Origin of the sequence: Morganella sp. GD04133 (genome assembly GCF_029835375.1) — a bacterium.
GTDB classification, from domain to species: Bacteria; Pseudomonadota; Gammaproteobacteria; order Enterobacterales; family Enterobacteriaceae; genus Morganella; species Morganella morganii_B.
The window spans coordinates 31,229-47,064 of record NZ_JAODZS010000014.1 but is presented as its reverse complement, the minus strand read 5'-3'; the positions used below and the strand labels follow the sequence as shown (position 1 = coordinate 47,064).

13 protein-coding genes and 3 tRNA genes are annotated in these 15,836 nt (G+C 49.4%); 5 read left to right on the top strand and 11 right to left on the bottom strand.

The genetic code is table 11. The features are described from left to right. Positions 1–126: 126 nt before the first annotated feature. A complete protein-coding gene (gene modE, locus N7387_RS08560) occupies positions 127–912 on the top strand; it encodes a molybdenum-dependent transcriptional regulator (protein WP_279798190.1) in 786 nt (261 codons plus the stop codon). Positions 913–963: 51 nt separating this feature from the next. Here modE and N7387_RS08555 read toward each other — a convergent pair whose 3' ends face one another. Together N7387_RS08555 and N7387_RS08550 are read right to left on the bottom strand one after the other, a co-directional pair. After that, the gene (locus tag N7387_RS08555) at positions 964–2,913 is read right to left on the bottom strand and encodes a bifunctional 2',3'-cyclic-nucleotide 2'-phosphodiesterase/3'-nucleotidase (protein WP_279798189.1); all 1,950 of its coding nucleotides are present in this window, start codon (positions 2,911–2,913) and stop codon (positions 964–966) included. Between the two features lie 18 nt (positions 2,914–2,931). Continuing rightward, positions 2,932–4,860 (bottom strand): WG repeat-containing protein, encoded by a 1,929-nt coding sequence (locus N7387_RS08550; RefSeq protein WP_279798188.1) that lies wholly within the window; start codon positions 4,858–4,860, stop codon positions 2,932–2,934. Positions 4,861–5,066: 206 nt separating this feature from the next. Here N7387_RS08550 and modF point away from each other — a divergent pair, with 206 nt between their 5' ends. From modF to gpmA, 3 genes are all read left to right on the top strand, one after another. Beyond that, entirely contained in the window at positions 5,067–6,518 is a 1,452-nt protein-coding gene (gene modF, locus N7387_RS08545) for a molybdate ABC transporter ATP-binding protein ModF (RefSeq protein WP_279798187.1), read from the top strand. Positions 6,519–6,704: 186 nt separating this feature from the next. Then, a complete protein-coding gene (locus N7387_RS08540) occupies positions 6,705–7,523 on the top strand; it encodes a CPBP family intramembrane metalloprotease (protein ID WP_279798186.1) in 819 nt (272 codons plus the stop codon). A 238-nt stretch (positions 7,524–7,761) separates the two neighbouring features. Further along, positions 7,762–8,514 (top strand): 2,3-diphosphoglycerate-dependent phosphoglycerate mutase, encoded by a 753-nt coding sequence (gene gpmA / locus N7387_RS08535; protein ID WP_004235668.1) that lies wholly within the window; start codon positions 7,762–7,764, stop codon positions 8,512–8,514. Between the two features lie 74 nt (positions 8,515–8,588). Here gpmA and aroG read toward each other — a convergent pair whose 3' ends face one another. The 3 genes from aroG to pnuC form a co-directional block, all read right to left on the bottom strand. Beyond that, complete coding sequence (gene aroG / locus N7387_RS08530) at positions 8,589–9,641, bottom strand: 3-deoxy-7-phosphoheptulonate synthase AroG (RefSeq protein ID WP_262861689.1); 1,053 nt, start codon at positions 9,639–9,641, stop codon at positions 8,589–8,591. Positions 9,642–9,839: 198 nt separating this feature from the next. Next, positions 9,840–10,769 (bottom strand): DUF808 domain-containing protein, encoded by a 930-nt coding sequence (locus N7387_RS08525; RefSeq protein WP_279798185.1) that lies wholly within the window; start codon positions 10,767–10,769, stop codon positions 9,840–9,842. Positions 10,770–10,857: 88 nt separating this feature from the next. Next, positions 10,858–11,559: a nicotinamide riboside transporter PnuC gene (pnuC, locus tag N7387_RS08520; RefSeq protein WP_279798184.1), complete on the bottom strand. Its 702-nt coding sequence runs from the start codon at positions 11,557–11,559 to the stop codon at positions 10,858–10,860. A gap of 225 nt (positions 11,560–11,784) precedes the next feature. Between pnuC and N7387_RS08515 the strand changes: the two genes are divergently transcribed. After that, positions 11,785–12,663 (top strand): aminoglycoside 6-adenylyltransferase, encoded by an 879-nt coding sequence (locus N7387_RS08515; RefSeq protein WP_279798183.1) that lies wholly within the window; start codon positions 11,785–11,787, stop codon positions 12,661–12,663. A 66-nt stretch (positions 12,664–12,729) separates the two neighbouring features. Here N7387_RS08515 and N7387_RS08510 read toward each other — a convergent pair. The 6 genes from N7387_RS08510 to tolB all read right to left on the bottom strand — a co-directional run bounded on the left by N7387_RS08510 (position 12,730) and on the right by tolB (position 15,795). Further along, positions 12,730–12,805 (bottom strand) — tRNA-Lys (locus tag N7387_RS08510). 29 nt (positions 12,806–12,834) lie between these two features. Further along, positions 12,835–12,910: transfer RNA gene (locus tag N7387_RS08505), tRNA-Lys, on the bottom strand. Positions 12,911–12,935: 25 nt separating this feature from the next. Continuing rightward, a tRNA-Lys gene (locus N7387_RS08500) sits at positions 12,936–13,011 on the bottom strand. A gap of 164 nt (positions 13,012–13,175) precedes the next feature. Next, complete coding sequence (cpoB, locus tag N7387_RS08495; RefSeq protein WP_025153441.1) at positions 13,176–13,955, bottom strand: cell division protein CpoB; 780 nt, start codon at positions 13,953–13,955, stop codon at positions 13,176–13,178. Between the two features lie 9 nt (positions 13,956–13,964). Continuing rightward, a complete protein-coding gene (gene pal / locus N7387_RS08490) occupies positions 13,965–14,459 on the bottom strand; it encodes a peptidoglycan-associated lipoprotein Pal (RefSeq protein ID WP_025153442.1) in 495 nt (164 codons plus the stop codon). A 43-nt stretch (positions 14,460–14,502) separates the two neighbouring features. Next, the gene (gene tolB / locus N7387_RS08485) at positions 14,503–15,795 is read right to left on the bottom strand and encodes a Tol-Pal system beta propeller repeat protein TolB (protein ID WP_025153443.1); all 1,293 of its coding nucleotides are present in this window, start codon (positions 15,793–15,795) and stop codon (positions 14,503–14,505) included. Positions 15,796–15,836: the final 41 nt, after the last annotated feature.

Sequence of the window (15,836 nt, the reverse complement as noted above, 5' to 3'; positions counted from 1 at the left end):
ATTTAATCACCATATTCCCGGATGAAAAAAAAACGCAGTTTGCTACACTAACCGGAAAGCCAAGCCGCACCGGGCGGAGAAACTGCACCGGTGATTCTGTCTGATTACTATACGGGGTATTTTCCGTTGGATATTTTATTAACACTAAAATCAGAAGGTCATTTATTTGCCGATCCACGGCGGATTTCCTTACTCAAGCAGGTCAGAGCCACCGGCTCCATCAGTCAGGGGGCAAAGCTGGCCGGTATCAGTTACAAAAGTGCCTGGGATGCCATCAATGAGATGAACCAGCTTGCCGAGGAAACGATTGTTGACCGGGCCACCGGCGGCAAAGGCGGCGGCGGTGCGACACTCACGCGCTATGGTGAGCGCTTACTTCAGCTTTATGATCTGCTGGCACAAATCCAGCAGAAAGCCTTTGATGTCCTCAAAGAGGATTCACTGCCGCTCGACAGCCTGCTGGCGGCCATCTCCCGCTTCTCCCTGCAAACCAGCGCCCGCAACCAGTTCTTCGGCACGATTATGTCGCGCGACCATACCCATGTGCAGCAGCATGTGAATGTCCTGCTGGCGGATAAAAAAACCGAACTTGCCGTTGCCCTGACGGAGCAAAGCGCCAACCGGCTGGGGTTATCTGTCGGTAAAGAAGTACTCACTCTGATTAAAGCGCCGTGGGTGAAAATCAGTAAATCCGCCGGAAACAGCACCGGTTATGATAATCACCTGAGCGGGCATATCTGTTCCGTTGCCAGAGGTACGGAAAACAGTGAAGTGATGGTGACACTGACCGGCGGCGCACAGTTATGCGCTACCGTGGATAATCAGGATGCTGACAGGCAGCAGCTGAAAGAAGGTGATGATGTCACCGCGCTGTTTAACGCCGACCAGGTGATTATTGCCACATTGTGCTGATAAAAATGATGATAAAAGCCGCCGCTGACGGCGGCTTTCGTGAGTAATTGCTTACTTCGCTGTTAAATCAACCTGATAAACCGCAAATCCCACATCATCCGTACCCACCCGGGTCATCGGGTAATGCGCGTTCTCTTTAATAAACTGCGTGGCTTTATCACCCGGTGAGGTTTCAAAGCGGATATCTAATTTCTTATCCGTTTTCACCGGCACAAACGTCCAGTTTTGCTCAGCCAGTGCCGATACCGCACCTTTTGCTTTGGTTTCCGCTGCAATATAACCTGCCAGCACACTGCGGTTTTCATCCGGTGACGCAAACGCGATATGTTTGTCACCGGTACCGGCAAATTTTCCGCCGTAAGCGCGGTAATTATTGGTAGCCACCAGGAAAACGGCTTTCGGATCAATCGGTTTACCCTGATAAGTCACATTTTTGATGCGGTTGGCCTGCGGATTGACCGTCTGACAGTCCACATCATATTTTGCCGGTTGGGTCAGGTCTATCTGATAATTGATCCCGGAAATGGTATCGAAATTATAGGTTCTGAAACCATCCCAGTTGACCAGGCTTTGCGGTGCCTCTGACTGCGGGTTAATCTGATTGAACATCCCGGCGGAACATTCCAGCCATTCGGTCACTTCCGCCCCGGTCGCTTTCACCACCACCAGCGTATTCGGGTAGAGATAGAGATCCGCCGCGTTGCGGAATGTCATATCCCCTTTTTCCACCTCGACAAAATCCGCCGGGGCATTTTTCCGTCCGCCTCCTTTAAACGGCGCGGCGGCTGACAAGACCGGTAAATCCGCCAGATCCGGATCACCCTGAATAAAGCGGCGGGTATAATCCGTCTGTGCATTATTCACAATCTGAACAGTCGGGTCGCTCTGCAACAGCGCGAGGTAGCTGTACATATTATCCGGTGATTTGCCAATCAGCTTGCCGACAAAGGTCCGGGTCGCATTGTGCTGTTCATCAATCACAGAAGCCAGTTTGTCATCCCGCGCCACCAGCGGCTTTTTATTCACCTTGTCATAAATCGGACGTGCCTGTGCTTTGGCGTCCGCCACTTTCCATGTACCCTCATCATTATTCAGCACCAGATCCACCACGCCGAGATGATCTCCCCACTGTCCGGGCATCACAGCCGGAATACCGTTAACGGTTCCCTGCTCAATATTAACGCCTTTGATATCCGCAAAATCGTTGCCCGGAAATACGCAGTGCGAATGACCGAACATAATGGCATTAATACCCGGTACTTCACTGAGATAATAAACCGAGTTCTCTGCCATGGCTTTATACGGCTCCTGAGAAAAACCGGAGTGCGGAATAGCGACAATTAAATCCGCACCTTCTGCTTTCATTTGCGGCACAAACTTTTTCGCGGTTTCCGTAATATCATTGACGCGGACTTTTCCTTCCAGATTGGCTTTATCCCAGATAAGGATCTGCGGTGGTACAAAACCGATATAACCGATTTTAATCACATGCGCTTTGCCGTCACGATCTTTCACCGGAGTATCGACAATAATATAAGGCGTAAACAGATTCTTACCGGTTTTTTCATCAATAATATTGGCATTCACGTACGGAAAATCCGCACCGGCAATGGCTTTTTTCAGATAATCCAGGCCAAAGTTAAATTCATGGTTACCGAAATTTCCGACGGTATAGCCCATGGTATTCATCAGCTTATGTGCCGGATGAGCTTCACCGTCATTTAACCCTTTGCTGACCATATAATCCGCCAGCGGACTGCCCTGAATTAAGTCTCCGTTATCCACTAATACCGCATTGGTGGCTTCATCTTTTGCCGCTTTGATTAAACCGGCGGTACGGACCAAACCAAACTGCTCTGTCGGTTTGTCTTTGAAATAATCAAAATCAATTAAATTACTGTGAATATCCGAGGTTTCCATCACCCGCAGATCCACTGTTGCGGCATTGACCGTTCCGCTGACCAGTAATGCCAGCACTGAATATTGTAATCCTGTTCTCACTCTGACCCCCTCTTCCGGTTAATGTTCTGCTGCTGTTATTTTGTCTGTTTTCACACCGTTTGCGTCCAGTAATTCCTGCATGGTGTAATGCTTATCATCAATACGGTAAGATATCAGTCCGTTCATGGATGACATGGCATTATGACGGCTGTATTTAAACGGAATAACCACACCGCCCTGTTTATTAATCACACCCCAGTGATCATTTTTTCTCACCAGCGCATAACCGTTATCAAAATCACGGGCTTCCTGATAATCCGGAGCGACCATTTCATTTCCTTTTACGTCAGCAAACCCGTATAAATTGTCCTTTTTTACCTGTACCATACCGTCAGTAATTTTACCGGCGTTGTCATAACCTGTTAACGTCAGACGCACTGTTCCGTCAGTGTGAATAAAATAGACCTCATTATCCTTTATTTTTGTATTATCTGTCAGGATGCTATTTCTGACTTTAACGGTATTATCCCCGCCATCCTCCAGCCGGTAATCGGATACAGGCAGAATATATTCACCTTTATCATTCAGGATATGCATCCCCCGGCTATCGTCATAATAGAAAAACTCAAAGTGTCCGTCATTTTTGTTAAAAACATCCGCATACAGATTGTTACCGGGGATGATTACCGGTTCCGGATAATGCGTATTAAATATCTGAATGCCGTTATTCTCAGAGATAACAACAGCATCATCTGATAAACTGTATACTCTGCTTGCTTTTGTTATATAATTCAGTTTCTTATTCACCGTATCCAGTTTATAGATATGATAATATAATGATTCATACTCTTCGCCATCATCCTCATTTTTTTTATTTTCTGTATGGCGGGTATAAAAATAACCTAATCCTGCACTGTCTATCGCTTTCTTTCCATGATTAATAATCTCATTACCGTTTTGATCGAAGATATAAAACGTCTGTGTCTTCTCATCTTCAATCACTGGATACAAACTGGTATAAAGCGGGAACAGCGTTATTCTTTTTTCTTCACGCTCCTGCTTATTTGCAGTATAAACGGTAACGGATTCCGGCGTACCGTGGTAGGTACATTCGACAAGGTACGTTGCCGGTTCGTCGGTTTCCTGTTCAAAGCGTTCATAATAACCGGCAATTCTTTTTATGAGTTGCTCTTTATTTTTCCCGTATTTATCAGCAACTTTAGCTGATCCATTAATATAACGTTCCAGTTTATCAACGTAACCGATACTGCCTCTGGCACAGTCTGACGATGATAATATTTTGCCCTTTTTGTCAGTAACGTCTTCACCGATAATATTCAGTTCACCTTCCAGTGTGTATTTCAGATAGTTTTTATCCTTTTCTGCCAGCGTTAATCTATAGTCACTTTGTAAAATGTCGGGCTTATCCGGTGTGAGATGATAACTACTGAGATCGCTGATATACCTGTATGTGATAGTAATATCGATATTTTTAACCGTTTTCCGTGTATTTAATCTGAACGTATCGTCTGTCTCTCTGTCCTTTATTTCTTCACTGCCATCCATGTAAGTAATTTTTTTAACGCTTATCGCGAGCTGATTGTCTGCCGGCATCACCGGAATGATGAAATGAAGAACAGAATGGCCATATTTAATATGCTGAATAAAGGCAATTTGATTAACGGCTTCATTAAATTTGTTTTTATATTCTTCCGGTGTAAGAACAGAAAATGCATTTTTATATTCTTCATCTTCAGATAAAACTGTCTTCCTCTGACGATAGAGATCCTCTTTTCCTCTTATCCCGAGATAGAAGTCAAAGTTATATTTTTGCATCTGTACTTTTTCTGCTGCTTCTTCGGGAGTCAGGCCGTTAAATTCTTTTGTTATATAATCCAGTGTTTTCTGTGATGGTTCCGGTAAGGTCTCTTCATCCCCGAAAGATCCGTATATCATTCCCGCAGCAATAACCAAAAGCGCGGGGATTGCGATAACCTTTTTTTTCATCAGTATATCCCTTCCGTATGATTTCCATGATGCCGTCATAGCTGTAACAAAAAGTATAACAAAAACAGCAGACTGAATAATGGCGTTTCTGTGAAGCAGATCTTCTTTTCATGATACGAAATGTAACACCGTGACCCTATCTTGACATCCCCGGCGGTTCCGCTTATTTCTGGGGAATAATTAAACTAATAATAAGGCTGTTTACTATGGCACATCTGCACATCACACAAGGGATTTTCCGGTCAGGCGCGGATAAAACACTTTCTGTTCCGTCATTACAGCTGGAAAGCGGCCAGCATCATGCTTTTATCGGCACCAACGGCAGCGGGAAATCCACCCTTGCCCGGGCGCTGATACAGGAACTTCCGCTGCTTTCCGGGGAGATAAATACCACTTTCCGCCGTCCCGTTCTGGTCGCGTTTGAAAAATTGCAGGCGCTGATTGATGAAGAATGGAACCGCAATAATACCGATCTGATGGACGGGGATGACACCGACAACGGGCGTACCACTGCCGACATTATTCAGGCAGAACACCGTGATAATGAACGCTGCCTGCAGCTGGCGGCACAGTTCGGGATTTCTGATCGCCTGTCACGCCGTTTTAAATATCTTTCCACCGGTGAAACCCGCAAAGCGCTGCTGTGTCAGGCACTGATGGCAGAGCCGGATTTGCTGGTGCTGGATGAACCTTATGACGGCCTGGATACCGATTCCCGCCGTATGCTCAGTGACATGCTGGCAGAACTTGCGGCAGACGGACTGACGGTTATTCTGATCCTCAACCGTTTCAGTGATATTCCGGACTTTATCACCCGCGCCGGGCTGCTGACAGACTGTGTGCTGGCACCGGCGGATACCTTATCTGCACTGTTACAGGCGCAACTTGCCCGCAGTGAGCAGACAGAGCATCTGACGCTGCCGGAGCGGGATGACCCGTCCGCAGAGCGCCCTGCGCCGGACATTCCGCGGGTGATCCTCAATCACGGCTGCGTCAGCTATAATGACAAGCCCATCCTCAATAATCTGACCTGGCAGGTGCTGCCCGGTGAGCACTGGCAAATCACCGGCGAAAACGGCGCGGGCAAGTCCACACTGCTCAGCCTGATCACCGGTGATCACCCGCAGGGCTACAGCAACGATCTGACGCTGTTCGGCCGCCGCCGTGGCAGCGGCGAAACGGTGTGGGATATCAAACGCCATATCGGGTATGTCAGTAACAGCATCCACCTCAGTTACCGTGTCAATATAAGTGTGCGTAACACGCTGATTTCCGGTTATTTCGATTCTGTCGGGCTCTATCAGAAACCGTCAGACCGGCAGATAAAACTGGCGGATGAGTGGCTGGCGCTGCTCGGTCTGAAGGCGTACCGTGACGCCCCGTTCCACAGCCTGTCGTGGGGGCAGCAGCGGCTGATACTGATTGCCAGAGCGCTGGTGAAACATCCGGCTCTGCTGATCCTCGATGAGCCGTTACAGGGGCTGGATACACTCAACCGTCTGCTGGTGCTGCGTTTTATTGATATTATGATAAGCCGTGGTGATACCCAGCTGCTGTTTGTCAGCCATCACAGCGAAGATACCCCCGCCTGTATCAACCGGCGGCTGGCATTTATTCCTGATAACGGCAGTTATCGTTACGAAATCAATACGTTGTGATTTTTTTATTAAACGGCTGTTTTACTTTTTTACTGCACCGGAAACAGCCGTTATTTTCTGAATATATTCAGCCTGTTATTAAGAATAATCCGATTAAGAATTATTATCAGTCCGCTTTTTTGCTGGCACATCACTGATTTCTCTTTTACCCTGCGTACTCCTTTTCTGATTTTCTGACACAATTCCATGACCTGGCTTTTACTTGCATTATCTCTGCTGTTATTACAATTTCACCGGACGCTGTCACTGACAGCACTTCTGGCTGCCACCCTCAGTGCCCTGTTCAGTGGTGTGATGGACTGGCATGCGCTGATCACATTGTGGTTTGCTGTCCTGCTGGCTGTTGCACGGCCTTATACTGCACCGCGCTCATGGCAGCGCGTGCTGCTGACACTGCTGGTGATCACCGTCGTGCTGGGTCTGGCTTTTCATCTGCTGCCGGGATTCCACAACCTGCGCTGGATGCCGCCTGAGGCCGCCGGGCCGCACAGTCCGCCCTATTCATTCTGGTTTAATGCCGATAAAGCACTGCTTCCGTTTGTGCTGATCATCATTATTCCGCAACTGTTTGTCACAGCGCCGCTGCGCCGTGCCACTCGTCTGCACTGGCTGTTACTGGCTTTTTCCGTACCTGCGCTGTTGTTACTGGCAACCGCTCTTGGTGGTCTTGGGTTTGAACCGCATCTGCCGCGCTGGCTGCCGGCGTTTATGCTGGCGAATCTGTTTTTTGTCTCCCTTGCGGAGGAAGCGCTGTTCCGGGGGGCTATTCAGCAGATGCTTTCCCGGTATCTGCCGCCGTATGCCGCGTTGTTTATTGCTGCCGCAGTCTTCGGCCTGGCACATATTGCCGGTGGGCCGCTGCTGGTTGTCTTTGCCGGTCTGGCAGGGGTTATCTACGGGCTGGCCTGGATGTGGAGCGGACGGTTATGGGTGGCGACAGGATTTCACTTCGCGCTGAACCTCTGCCATTTGCTGTTTTTTACCTGGCCGTTTAAGGTGGCGTAAAAAAACCGTTTTTTCCTGTGTATCACACTTTGCGTAAACATTTATAGCGGAATCGATTCAGTTTTGGTATACACTATCCGGTAAACAGGACGGAATTGATCGCTTCCGCACAGACCCCGGCGGAAATACCTGCGCGGAAAGTTTGCCGAAAGGCGCCGGTGACCAATATAATGGGCAATGTGCCGGGTCTGTTTCAATTCTGAAACCCCCTATCTGAAACACAACAGGAGTTTACGCTATGGCAGTAACTAAACTGGTGCTTGTACGTCACGGTGAAAGTGAGTGGAACAAAGAGAACCGCTTTACCGGCTGGACTGATGTTGAGTTATCTGAAAAAGGCCGTGCTGAAGCACAAGAGGCTGGTCAGTTACTCAAAAAAGAAGGCTTCTCTTTTGATTTCGCCTATACCTCGGTACTGAAACGCGCTATTCACACACTGTGGAATATCCTGGATCAGGTAAACCAGCAGTGGCTGCCGGTGGAGAAAAGCTGGAAACTGAACGAACGTCATTACGGCGCACTCCAGGGTCTGGATAAAGCGGAAACCGCGGCAAAATACGGTGACGAGCAGGTCAAACTGTGGCGTCGCGGTTTTGCTATCACCCCGCCGGCACTGGAAAAAAGTGATGAGCGCTTCCCGGGCCACGATCCGCGTTATGCGAAACTGGCAGAAAGCGAACTGCCTGCCACTGAAAGCCTGGCGATCACTATCGACCGCGTTGTGCCTTACTGGACTGATGTTATCAAACCACGCGTCGCGTCCGGTGAGAAAGTGATCATCGCTGCACACGGTAACTCCCTGCGTGCGCTGGTGAAATACCTGGATAACATGAGCGAAGATGAGATCCTCGAGCTGAACATCCCGACCGCTGTGCCGCTGGTGTATGAGTTTGATGAAAACATGAAGCCGCTGCGCCGCTATTACCTGGGCGACCAGGATGCGATTGCTGCCAAAGCCGCTGCTGTTGCTAACCAGGGTAAAGCAAAGTAATCCGCTTTCTTTGGTGAAAAAAACCCTGACACTGTCAGGGTTTTTATTTTGTGTGGTCAAAGTTTCCGGCATTATCAGCCGCGGCGGGCTTTTACCGCACCGGAGAGCTGACGCAGCAGAGTTTCAGTATCTTCCCAGCCGATGCAGGCATCTGTCACGCTTTTGCCGTACACGAGCGGTGCATCACCTTCCAGGTTCTGATTCCCTTCCTCAAGGTGGCTTTCCACCATCACGCCCATAATGGCTTTCTCACCACCAGCGACCTGCTGTGCCACATCGGTGCTCACATCCATCTGACGCTTATACTGTTTGCTGCTGTTAGCGTGGCTGAAATCGATCATAATACGCGGTGCCAGCCCGGCCTGTGCCAGCCCTTCTTTTACCGCACTGACATCTTCCGCGCTGTAGTTTGGTTTTTTACCGCCGCGCAGAATAATGTGGCAGTCACCGTTACCGGTGGTGTTCACGATGGCTGAATGTCCCCACTTGGTCACGGACAGAAAACAGTGCGGCGACCCGGCGGCGTTAATGGCATCAATGGCGACTTTGATGGTGCCGTCTGTGCCGTTTTTAAACCCGACCGGGCAGGACAACCCGGAGGCCAGCTCACGGTGCACCTGGGATTCCGTGGTGCGGGCGCCGATAGCCCCCCAGCTCATCAGATCCGCCAGATACTGCGGAGTGATCATATCCAGGAATTCACCGGCTGCCGGTAAGCCTTTGTCATTGATATCCAGCAGCAGTTTGCGGGCAATACGCAGACCATCATTGATGGCAAAAGAGTGGTCGAGGTGCGGATCGTTGATCAGCCCTTTCCAGCCGACCGTGGTACGCGGTTTTTCAAAATAAACGCGCATAACGATTTCCAGCTCACCTTTCAGTTCATTGCGCAATGTCAGCAGGCGATCCGCATATTCAACTGCGGCTTTCGGGTCGTGAATTGAGCATGGCCCGATAACGACCAGCAGGCGATCATCCCGGCCTTCCAGGATTTCGTGGATTGCATGACGGGTGCGGCGAACGGTGTCTGCGGCAGTCTCAGTCGCGGGAAATGACTCTAATAACGCCACTGGCGGTAATAATTCCCGAATTTCTTTTATTTTTACATCATCGTTCTGATAATTCATAACCCGTCTCTTCCGGTGTCCTGTTTCATTATTGTCGTTATTTTAATCTAACTGCTTGTCAACACGCTGTAAACAATTAGCTGCCGCCGGAATTGAAATTAATTTTTCACCCCGAAAATATTCAGATCAACAGAACAAATTATTATGAATCAGAAGGAAAACAGCGGCTTCATCAGCCGCTGCCCGTGAGAAGGGTATTTATGCCGCTAATCCCGTTTTAATACGCTTAACAGCGGTAATCAGCGCAACAATCACCAGACCGGAGACGAGCCCGAACAATAAATTGGCAACCGGCGGAGTGATAAAGTGCATCACGCTGCCGAATGCCGGAAGCTGTGCGCCCTGCTGAGCCAGATTTTCAATCAGGTTATAAATAAACGGAATACCGTGAGTCAGAATACCGCCGCCGACCATAAACATGGCCGCAGTCCCGACGACTGACAAGGTTTTCATTAAATACGGCGTCGCGTGGATCAGCCCGTCTCCCAGTTTTTTCAGCAACGCTGCTGATTTCTTCTGCAGGTAAAATCCCAGATCATCGAGTTTGACAATTCCTGCCACCAGACCGTATACCCCGATAGTCATAATGACCGCAATTACTGATAACACCACGAGCTGATTAATAAAAGGAGAGGTGGCAACAATACCGAGGGTGATGGCAATAATCTCCGCCGATAATACAAAATCGGTGCGGATAGCGCCTTTGACTTTGCGTTTTTCGAATGCCGCCAACGCTTCCGGTGTCTGAATATCGTCTGCCGGTGCCGTTTCTCCGGGCTCATCACCGGCTTTATGCAGAAACTTATGCGCCAGTTTTTCCGCTCCCTCAAAACAGAGAAATGCCCCGCCGACCATCAGGAGCGGTGTGACCGCCCAGGGGGCAAAGGCGTTGATCAGCAGTGCGAGCGGCACCAGAATCAGTTTATTGAGAAAAGAGCCCTTCGCCACCGCCCAGACCACCGGGATCTCCCGCTCAGCGCGGACACCGGCCACCTGCTGAGCATTCAGCGCCAGGTCATCCCCCAGGACACCGGATGTCTTTTTGGCGGCCATTTTGGTCATCACAGAGACATCATCCAATACGGTTGCGATATCATCGAGTAGTGCGAGTAAGCTGCCACCGGCCACAGGAATTTCCTTTTGTTGCTGATTAATGAGAATCTGATTGTTATCAGACCCTCATTATAATCACCGGATTATTGTGCGGAAAATAGTTTTACGGCTGTTTCGCTGCTTTTATCCACATGCGCGAGCCGTTGAGTGCCACACCCAGCAGAATGATATATTCCAGTGACAATGCGTATACCCCCTGAAGGGCATAAATCACAATACTGATGATATTGATAACCACCCACAGCAGCCAGTTTTCCACCAGCTTACGGGTCATCAGGATCATCGCCACCACGGACAACACAGTTATAGCCGCATCCCAGAACGGGAAGGCATCCGGCAGCAATACCGGCATCGCCAGATCAGCCCCTGCGACATTCAGTATACTGACCATACTCTGTGCCAGCCACGTAAAGACCGGGTCGATAAAACGCGCCAGCAGCAAAATCGCCGCCAGAGAAACCGCCGCAATCACAGCCGTCTGCCGCAGCGGCATCCAGTGGATTTTCAGCTCCGCTTCTGCTTTCTCATTTTGTCTGCTCCAGGCATACCAGCCATAAATATTGGCAGCGAAAAAGAAAATCTGCAGCAGCAGATTGGCATAGAGCTGGATCTGAAAGAAAATCACCGCAAACAGCGTGACGTTAATCAGGCCAAACAGATAATTGATTGTTTTTTCCAGACTTGCCAGCCAGATACACAGCAACCCGGCGGTTGCCCCCACCGCTTCAATCCAGGACAGCGAATAAGACCCTTCTTCCCAATAGGGGATCACCACGAGAATATTATGAATATCAAAAAATTCCATTCCGTCACCTGTACTAAGTCTGTTTCCTGTCGTCGGTGGTCAGCCACTGAGACCAGGTTTAGTTAACTGTATCCTGCCCTGCTGTTTCCGGTAAAATCATCCCATGGTAACAGCATTTGTTTAATATGCTAAACATCATAACGTTTTTTTAACCTGAACTCTCCCGCTATTTTTGATTATGACGTACTATCAACCCAGCGATTAATTATATGAATGAGATGTAAGATGGAATCAATTGAGCAAATTATAAACACTATAATTTCTTTTGCCCTATTAGATCCCCGTATCGATGCGGTTATTATCACCGGCTCTGTGGCACGCCAGAACCAGGCAGACCGTTTTTCGGATATTAATGCCGAACTGATCGGCAGCAGTCATGATGATTTATTTCAGGACAGCCGCTGGCTGAGCCGGTTTGGTGTGCCGCTGATTATCCGCAAAGAGGCTTCACGTGATGACGACAGCCTCTGCTGGCCGTCTTGTCAGGTTCTGTATGAAAAAGGCCGTAAAGTTGATTTTGTGCTGGCCGGGCGCGAACGTATCACACATATGGCTGCACACGGACTGGACAGCATCTATCAGCGCGGTTATGCCGTTCTGCTGGATAAAACCAGTCTCACTGCCGGGTTGCCTGAGTATGCTGATCCGGCTGCCGTGCTCACTCCGCCGGATCAGCAGACCTTCCTGTCAAACTGGCAGAATTTCTGGCTGGAAGCCTCACAGGCACCGGTTTATTATCTGCGCAATGAACTCTGGACTGCCCGGCTGAAAGATACCGCTATGAAACAGTGGCTGATCACCCTGCTGGAGTGGCATGTGCTGCTGCGCAGTGACGGTACACAGGATGTCTGGTATGTGGGTCGTCATCTGAGCACCTGGTTGCCTCCGGGCCTGTACGGGCGTTTTATGGCAACACTGGACAACCGTGATCGTGTCCGTGCCGCACGGGCGCATATGGCGATGCTGACACTCTACCGCGATGTGGCACTCCGCGTGATTGAAGCACAGAAATTTGATATCGATATCACGCTGGCAGATAAAATTATTGCACTGGTCACTGACCGGCTGAATGCCGATGATTTACTCGCGCCGGAGAATGAATAATAACAAACAAGTGATCGCCGGTGTGATACCGGTGAAAACAAAAAATCAGAGGGAAAATAGTGACGATGGTGGGTCGTACAGGATTCGAACCTGTGACCAATTGATTAAAAGTCAACTGCTCTACCAACTGAGCTAACGACCCATCGTAATACTGCTGAGGGAAGTCTGAAATGGTGGGTCGTACAGGATTCGAACCTGTGACCAATTGATTAAAAGTCAACTGCTCTACCAACTGAGCTAACGACCCGTTTCAGATTTCGGGCAAAAGAGAATGGTGGGTCGTACAGGATTCGAACCTGTGACCAATTGATTAAAAGTCAACTGCTCTACCAACTGAGCTAACGACCCGTACTCTCTTGCCAACGGCACGATATAATACTGATTTATCCGGCCGGTGCAACGATTTTTTCAAATTAACTTATTCAAACGCTTATAATTCACTCACTTAGCCCCGGTTGAGCAAAAAACTCTCCGGTCGGGGCTATACTCTGAGCAAAAAAACAAACCGGCGGTTATAAACCAGCCAGTTTTTTCTCAGCCAGCTTCGCACCGGCAGAGCCCGGGTATTGTGCGACAACCTGCTGATAAATCGCTTTCGCTTTCGCTTTATCCCCTTTCTCCTGCATGATCAGCCCGACTTTATAGAAGGACTCCCCTGCTTTCTGGGATTTCGGCCAGTTTTTTACCACAGAAGCAAAATACGCCGCAGCATCATCTTTTTTGCCTTTGTTGTAGTTCATCTGACCTAACCAGTAATTGGCATTAGGAAGATAACCGGATTTCGGATAGCTTTGGATAAAACGCTGAAATGCGCTGATTGCACCATCGTAATCTTTGGTGTTCATCGCCATGTTTACCGCGGCGTTATAGTCATCTTTCTCATTGCCCTTACTTGCAGCAGCAGGAGCGGAGGTTGCGGCAGTATCCGCAGAACCCGTATTACCGGATGCCGCGGATGTATTATCTGTTGATGCACTGCCGCCACCGGTGAGGGAATCCACCTGTGAGAAAAGTTCGCGTTGGCGTTCTGTCAACTGATTCAGCTGGTACTGACTTTCCTGGATTTGCCCGCGCAGCATATCGATATCGCGCTGGTTGTCCATGACTTGTTGCTGAAGTTGGGTTAATAGCTGACCATGAGCGTTAGAAATACGCTCGAGCTGCGTGAGGCGGTCATCAGTGGAGCCTGAGCCGATATTGATGATGGGTGCCTGAGCAATAGCGGCCCAGGGGGCCGCTACACCTATCAATAACGACAGACTCACCATCAGGCGTCTGAAGTTACTTTTCATGTATATCTCTTAGTATACGATGACTGCACGACGGTTTTTAGCGTAGTCAGCTTCGGTGTGACCCAGAACTGCCGGCTTCTCTTTACCGTAAGAAACGATAGAGATTTGTTCGCCGTTAACGCCTTTACCCTGCAGGTACATTTTCGCTGCGTTAGCACGACGCTCGCCCAGTGCGATGTTGTACTCCGGAGTACCACGTTCGTCAGCATGACCTTCTACAGTCACTTTGTAAGACGGGTTGTTACGCAGGAATGCAGCGTGTGCATCCAGCATTTGCTGGAATTCAGGAGAGATATCGTATTTGTCGAAACCGAAGTATACGATATTGTTGTTCTGAAGTTCCTGCAGCTGCTGGCGTGCCAGTTCTTCCGCAGACATACCAGCGTTTGCGCCATTATCGACAGTGCCCGCATCAGTCTGGTCGTTTTTGTTAGAACTACATGCAGCAACAGCCAGAACAGGTAAAGCTAACATCAGCCCTTTAAGCACTTTGTTAAGTTGCATCTCTTTGATCCTTTTATAATTTGCCATACATATTTTTAATGCATCACAGATACGGCGACCAGGCAGGGAATTTTACCTGTCCGTCAGTCGCCGGAAGACGCGCTTTGAAACGCCCATCGGTCGAAACCAGCTGCAATATAGTTCCCATACCTTGCGAGGAGCTATAAATAACCATAGTGCCGTTAGGTGCGATACTTGGCGTTTCATCTAGGAACGTATCCGTTAAAATCTGGAAATTGTTCGCTACTAGATCTTGTTTGGCGATATGCTGTTTCCCGCCGCCTGAACTGACCATTACCAGGAAACTGCCGTCAGCACTGACGTCACCATTCTGGTTCTGAGTCCCATCCCACGTCAGGCGCTCAGGCGCACCGCCATTAATCCCAACCTTATAGATCTGCGGACGACCAGCCTGATCAGACGTGAACGCTAACGTCTGGCTGTCCGGGAACCATGAAGGTTCGGTGTTATTACTGCGACCATCTGTTACCTGACGCATCTGGCCTGAGCCGAGATCCATCACATACAGATTCAGACTACCGGTTTTTGATAACGCAAATGCCAGTTTGGTTCCGTCCGGTGAAAATGCCGGGGCACCGTTGTGACGCGGGAATGAGGCAACCTGGCGCACCTGTCCGCTGGACAGATTCTGAATAACCAGGGCTGAACTTCCGCTCTCAAAGGTAACATACGCCAGTTTCTCGCCATCCGGTGACCATGCCGGTGACATCAGCGGCTCCGGTGAACGGTGAACGGTGAACTGGTTGTAGCCGTCATAATCAGACACGCGCAGCTCGTGACGATAGTCACCGCTGTTTTTAACCACCACATACGCGATCCGGGTACGGAATGCACCACGAATACCGGTTAATTTCTCAAATACTTCATCACTGGCAGTATGTGCCGCATAACGCAGCCACTGTTTGGTGACTTTAAACTGGTTCTGTGCAAGTACGCTGCCCGGAGCACCGGAGGTGTCCACCAGCTGATAGCTCACCAGATAGTTGCCGTCAGCGCCCGGCTGAACCTGGCCGACAACAACAGCATCAATGCCTAACGCCGTCCAGGACTCAGGAACCACTTCAGATGCGGTACCCGGTAACTGCGGCATACGATTAGGGTCGATCGGGTTAAATTTCCCGCTGTTACGCAGATCCGCGGCAATGATCGCGCCGATGTCTTCCGGAACAGCGCCACCGCCGGCGACCTGGAAAGGTACGATGCCGATAGGACGTGCTGAATCAACACCCTGAGTAATCTCGATACGAACTTCAGCCTGAGCAACTGCCGCCCACAGCATCAGAAAACCGAGCATGTATTTCACTGCCTGCTTCATTCTCTCTCCCTCGTTGTGCCAATGCCCGCATCAAACTCATA

Bases quoted from the DNA above. Each gene is read 5' to 3' on its own strand.
- N7387_RS08550 (WP_279798188.1), bottom strand. From the start codon at position 4,860: ATGAAAAAAAAGGTTATCGCAATCCCCGCGCTTTTGGTTATTGCTGCG.
- modF (WP_279798187.1), top strand. From the start codon at position 5,067: ATGGCACATCTGCACATCACACAAGGGATTTTCCGGTCAGGCGCGGAT.
- N7387_RS08540 (WP_279798186.1), top strand. From the start codon at position 6,705: ATGACCTGGCTTTTACTTGCATTATCTCTGCTGTTATTACAATTTCAC.
- gpmA (WP_004235668.1), top strand. From the start codon at position 7,762: ATGGCAGTAACTAAACTGGTGCTTGTACGTCACGGTGAAAGTGAGTGG.
- aroG (WP_262861689.1), bottom strand. From the start codon at position 9,641: ATGAATTATCAGAACGATGATGTAAAAATAAAAGAAATTCGGGAATTA.
- pnuC (WP_279798184.1), bottom strand. From the start codon at position 11,559: ATGGAATTTTTTGATATTCATAATATTCTCGTGGTGATCCCCTATTGG.
- N7387_RS08515 (WP_279798183.1), top strand. From the start codon at position 11,785: ATGGAATCAATTGAGCAAATTATAAACACTATAATTTCTTTTGCCCTA.
- cpoB (WP_025153441.1), bottom strand. From the start codon at position 13,955: ATGAAAAGTAACTTCAGACGCCTGATGGTGAGTCTGTCGTTATTGATA.
- pal (WP_025153442.1), bottom strand. From the start codon at position 14,459: ATGCAACTTAACAAAGTGCTTAAAGGGCTGATGTTAGCTTTACCTGTT.
- tolB (WP_025153443.1), bottom strand. From the start codon at position 15,795: ATGAAGCAGGCAGTGAAATACATGCTCGGTTTTCTGATGCTGTGGGCG.